We start from the raw sequence: 4086 nt of genomic DNA, 5'->3' as shown, positions 1-4086 counted from the left end.
GGGAACAACCCGATTCCGCTAGGCAGAGCACGAGGAGACGGACGGACACCCGCCCCCCAGGCTTGACGCGAACCGCGTTACGTTGCTCATGCCGCTGCGCGCGCTTCGGTCCTCATCCGCTCAGGTGCGGCGGCTGGCCCCAGGACGTCGTTGTCGCGTGCCCCTGCGCGTCGTAGGCCGTGACCGTCATCCCGTGCTTCATGACCCAGTAGCTCGCAGACTGCCGGGGGGTCATCGTCACCAGCGCGGGGTCGGGGACCTCGATCACGAACGGCACCCAGCCCTGCACCTCGAGCCCGCCTGTGGGTGCGCCGCTCGCGGATCCCACCGAGGCGTGCACCCTGACCCTGACGGTTGAGGAGGGCACCATCCCGATGTACACGCGGACCCCCAGCTTGTTGAGCGAGGTCTCCACTGCGCGGCTCCGCCCATGGGGGAAGCAGCCGCCAGTTCCTGTGGCTCCTTGTGCCACCACCCAGCACACCTGCCTGTTCGCGCCGATGTAGAGCTGTGTCCCTTCGTTGATCTGGTGGATGGGGCCGGCGGGAGCCTCGACCGCGCTCAGCGGAAGGGCGAGCGCGTGCGCGGTGGTCGCCGGCGATGAGCTCGGACCGGGGCCGCCTGCGGAACGGCCGACCCCGTCGTGCAGAGCGGGGATGGCGGCGAGCCCGACCGCCGCGACGACCATGGTGGCGGCCGTCACCGTCAGTCGGCGAGTCCTGCGGCGACGCTGCTCGACCGCGGCAACGACCGCGCTCGCCTGCAACGGCGCGACGCCCTCGGTGAGCCGATCGAAGGTGTCGCGGAGCTGATCGGGGCTGGTCGTCATGCTCGCTCCTCCGCGAGGTGGGCCGACAGGCGCAGCTTATTGAGCGCCCGGCTGTGCGCGCTCTTGACGGTGCCGACCGCGATCCCGAGCTCGGCGCCGGTCTGCTCCTCGGAGAGGTCGGCGAAGTACCGCAGCACCACCACCTCCCGCTCCCGACGGGTCAGCTCGGCCAGGGCCGCCGCGACCTGCGCGCGGGTCACCGCCGCCGCCGCGTGGTCCTGCAGATCCGGGCCCTCGAGGTCCAGCGGCACGGGCGTCTCGCGGCGCCGCCACACCCGCCACCAGGCTCGGTGACCGTTGACGATGCACCGGCGGGCGTAGGAGTACGGCTGGTCGAGCCTGTCCCACCGCTCGTACACGGCCATGAGCGCCGACTGGGTCAGGTCCGCCGCCAGGTGCCGGTCGTTCGTCAGCAGCTCGGCGAACACCCGCAGCCGCGGCGACGCCCCCACCACAAACGCGGCGAACCCGTCGCTCGCGTCCTCGCCCCCGGCGCTCATCACACCCTTCTACAGTCCAACCGCGTGCAGAAGGTTCCACCTGCGCTGCCCAGACCCGACGCGCGCGGGCGCTCGACACTTCGACAACGTTCACTCATGCCGCGAGGAGGGCGCCGAGCTTCCCGCGGGTACTTCGCGGAGCGTGAGTGGTAGGCGACTCCGCTAGCGGTCTTCCCGGTCCCCGCCCCAGGCCAGACTCCAGGCCAACTTGCTGAAGCCGAGGCTGCGGGGCGGGCCGAGGACGTCTCCCCGGCCCGTTGTCCACTTCTGCACCCCTCCGTACAACACCAGGGGAAGCGGTGCGACGAACAGCAGCATGCTCGCAACGGCCAAGCCCAGCCCGACGAACGCGACGGCCGGATGGTGCGACACTCCGCCGGCGACGCAGATCGCAACACCGGGCACGAAGAGAGGCAACAGGCGTACCCCCAGCACGGTCCCCACTAGGCCGACGGTCTGCACCTTGGTCAAGTCCTGGCGCTTGCTAAACGCCAAGGCCCTCCGGAGTGCCCCCACCACGCCATGCTCGCACGGCTGGGTCTCCGCGGAAGAACGTCCGCTCATGCCGCCTTGCGCTCGCTCTTCGACGCCTACGCTCGGGGGGTGCCGATCACCATCGGGGTGCTGCTCTGCGTCGCCGGCGTGATGGTCGTGACCCGGCACCTGCGCCGGCCCATCCCTGGGGTTCGCACCACCACGGCCATCGGCAGTGTCGTCTTCCTGGCGGGGTGCTGCGTCATCGTGACCGACATCGCTACCGGCCGGCTCTTCTGACCAGCGAGCCCTAACGTCCGCTCTTGCCGCCCTGCGCGCTCTCAGGACGTCCGCTCTTGCGATGTGCGGACGTCGCGACGAAGACCCGCAGTTGCTGACGGTCTCACCCCATATCAGCCACGGCGCTGGTGCAGGCCTGGCCAGGGACGAGCTAGGGCTTGAGCGGGAGGGGCTCTCCATCGCTGAGTTGCAGGATTGGGCGGCCGCCGAGCGGGGCGCTGAGGGTGGCGGTAGCCGTCCTCGTCGCGCCGTATTTGCAGGACGCGTTGGCAGGGGCCGGTGCTCCCGCGTGCCTGTGCACGGTCACCATGACGGTGGAGGGCGTCTCGATCACGACTGCGGTGTAGTCCTCCCCGCACTGCTCGGAGGCGTCCTTGGCGAAGCCGGGGAAGCTGAGGGTGAGTGCGCCGCTGACGACCCGCGCCGCGTTGATGTGCGGGCTTGGCGGGAGGCTGGGGTGGGTGAGCGGGACGCTGGTCTGGCTCACGGCGAGCACCGCGACCCGGAGGGTCTGCCCTGGCGCCGCGTCGGTCGCGGGTAGCGCGAACGTCCACGCGGGAGCTTGCGCGGGACCGCGGGTGGTGTCGACCTCGATGTCCTCGAGCTTGGCGTCAGTGAGGACCAGCGGTCGGCAGGAGCACGGCGTGGTGGTCCTGGGCTGCTGCAGCTCGCTGAGCGCTGTCGCCGCATCGATGACCGGCAGTGCTGCCGTGCTCCCGTCCTGCCAGGAGAGGGTCCCCATGCGCGCGGGCAGCGCCGGCAGGGTCGCGGGGTAGGTGACGAGGCCCGACGTGAGCGCTGTGGCTCCGGGGCTGGTCGGGGTCGCCCAGGTCCCGAGGACGCGAATCTGCTCGTCGACGACCTGGAACTTCACCCGCGCTTGTCGCCAGGTGGCGTCCAGCTGACGCGCGGCCGCGCGCTCAGCAGCGCTCGGCCCCTCGGCGGGGTAGCTCCGTGACTGCAGGACCGGGGGGAACGACGGGTCGCCAGCAGACGGGGCGGGCGCGGCGGGGGCTCTCGAGGCCGCGGCAGGCCCGGGCGCTGTCGTCCCCCCGGGCTGGCTCGCCAAGGCCGCACCGGTGACGATCGCGCCGCCGGCCGCTGCGGCGAGCAGCGCCTGGCCGGCGCGGCGGCGGCGAGCGTTGTGCTGGGCTGCCTGAAGCACGGCCGCCCCGGACAGGGCCGTGACGGTGGGGTCTGTCTCCCGAAGCACGGAGAGGAGATCAGGCGCGTGGTTGTCCACGAGTCACCTCTGGTTCCTGGTTGGCCGTGGCAGTGACGCGCAGCTTGCTCAGCGCGCGCGCCGCGGTGCTCTTGACGGTGCCGAGGGCGATACCGAGCTCCAGCGCGGTCTGCGCCTCGCTGAGGTCCTCGAGGTAGCGCAGGACCACGACCGCCCGCTCGCGGTCAGTCAGGGTCAGCAGCCACGAGCGGAGCTCCGCTCGCTGGTCAACGACCACCGAGGGATCTGGCACCTCGGCTTGCGGCTGCGGCGAGTGCCGCCGCTCGAGGAGCAGACGGCGCCACCAGGAGGCGTGGGCGTTGACGATCGAGCGCCGGACGTAAGAGAACGGGTCATCCGCGCGGATCGCGTCCCAGCGCCGATAGGCACCGATGAGGCTGGTCTGCACCAGGTCCTCGGCTTGGCCCTGGTCGCCCGTGAGCAGAGTCGCCACGTAGAGCAGACGCCGCGACGCCGCCTCCACGAACGCCACAAACTCCGCGTCGTGGCTCTCTGCTGACTCCCTCACACCATCCAGACGATCAGCACGACAGGAAGGTTCTGTCGGGCCCCCCACAGCGGGCCGCCATTGATGGCATCTCTCTGCAGCGCGACCGAAGCTGCTAGGCCGCGGACGCATGGGTACGACCCGCGCACAACGACCCGCTAGTAACTCGGTGTACGGGTCAGGGGTAGACGTAGGAACGTCCCCCTGATGCGGTGTTGGGCTTGGTGTCCCACGCATCGAGGAGGACGTCCGT

General features: G+C 70.9%; 6 protein-coding genes. 1 reads left to right on the top strand and 5 read right to left on the bottom strand.

Annotated elements, in window-relative coordinates:
- Positions 1–112: 112 nt before the first annotated feature.
- From EV189_RS19900 to EV189_RS19890, 3 genes are all read right to left on the bottom strand, one after another.
- Positions 113–829, bottom strand: a complete 717-nt coding sequence (locus EV189_RS19900) for a hypothetical protein (protein WP_130494760.1) — start codon at positions 827–829, stop codon at positions 113–115.
- Complete coding sequence (locus tag EV189_RS19895; protein WP_130494759.1) at positions 826–1329, bottom strand: SigE family RNA polymerase sigma factor; 504 nt, start codon at positions 1327–1329, stop codon at positions 826–828. Before EV189_RS19895 ends, EV189_RS19900 begins: the two co-directional genes overlap by 4 nt.
- 162 nt (positions 1330–1491) lie before the next feature.
- Positions 1492–1800: a hypothetical protein gene (locus EV189_RS19890; RefSeq protein WP_130494758.1), complete on the bottom strand. Its 309-nt coding sequence runs from the start codon at positions 1798–1800 to the stop codon at positions 1492–1494.
- Between the two features lie 132 nt (positions 1801–1932).
- Between EV189_RS19890 and EV189_RS20415 the strand changes: the two genes are divergently transcribed.
- Complete coding sequence (locus EV189_RS20415) at positions 1933–2103, top strand: hypothetical protein (RefSeq protein ID WP_165400411.1); 171 nt, start codon at positions 1933–1935, stop codon at positions 2101–2103.
- 151 nt (positions 2104–2254) lie between these two features.
- Here EV189_RS20415 and EV189_RS19885 read toward each other — a convergent pair whose 3' ends face one another.
- Together EV189_RS19885 and EV189_RS19880 are read right to left on the bottom strand one after the other, a co-directional pair.
- Positions 2255–3268, bottom strand: a complete 1014-nt coding sequence (locus EV189_RS19885) for a hypothetical protein (protein WP_130494757.1) — start codon at positions 3266–3268, stop codon at positions 2255–2257.
- Positions 3269–3326: 58 nt separating this feature from the next.
- A complete protein-coding gene (locus tag EV189_RS19880) occupies positions 3327–3854 on the bottom strand; it encodes a SigE family RNA polymerase sigma factor (protein WP_407938166.1) in 528 nt (175 codons plus the stop codon).
- Positions 3855–4086 lie beyond the last annotated feature (232 nt).

Origin of the sequence: Motilibacter rhizosphaerae, from assembly GCF_004216915.1 — a bacterium.
GTDB classification, from domain to species: Bacteria; Actinomycetota; Actinomycetes; order Motilibacterales; family Motilibacteraceae; genus Motilibacter; species Motilibacter rhizosphaerae.
This window is presented reverse-complemented; position numbering and strand designations above follow the sequence as displayed.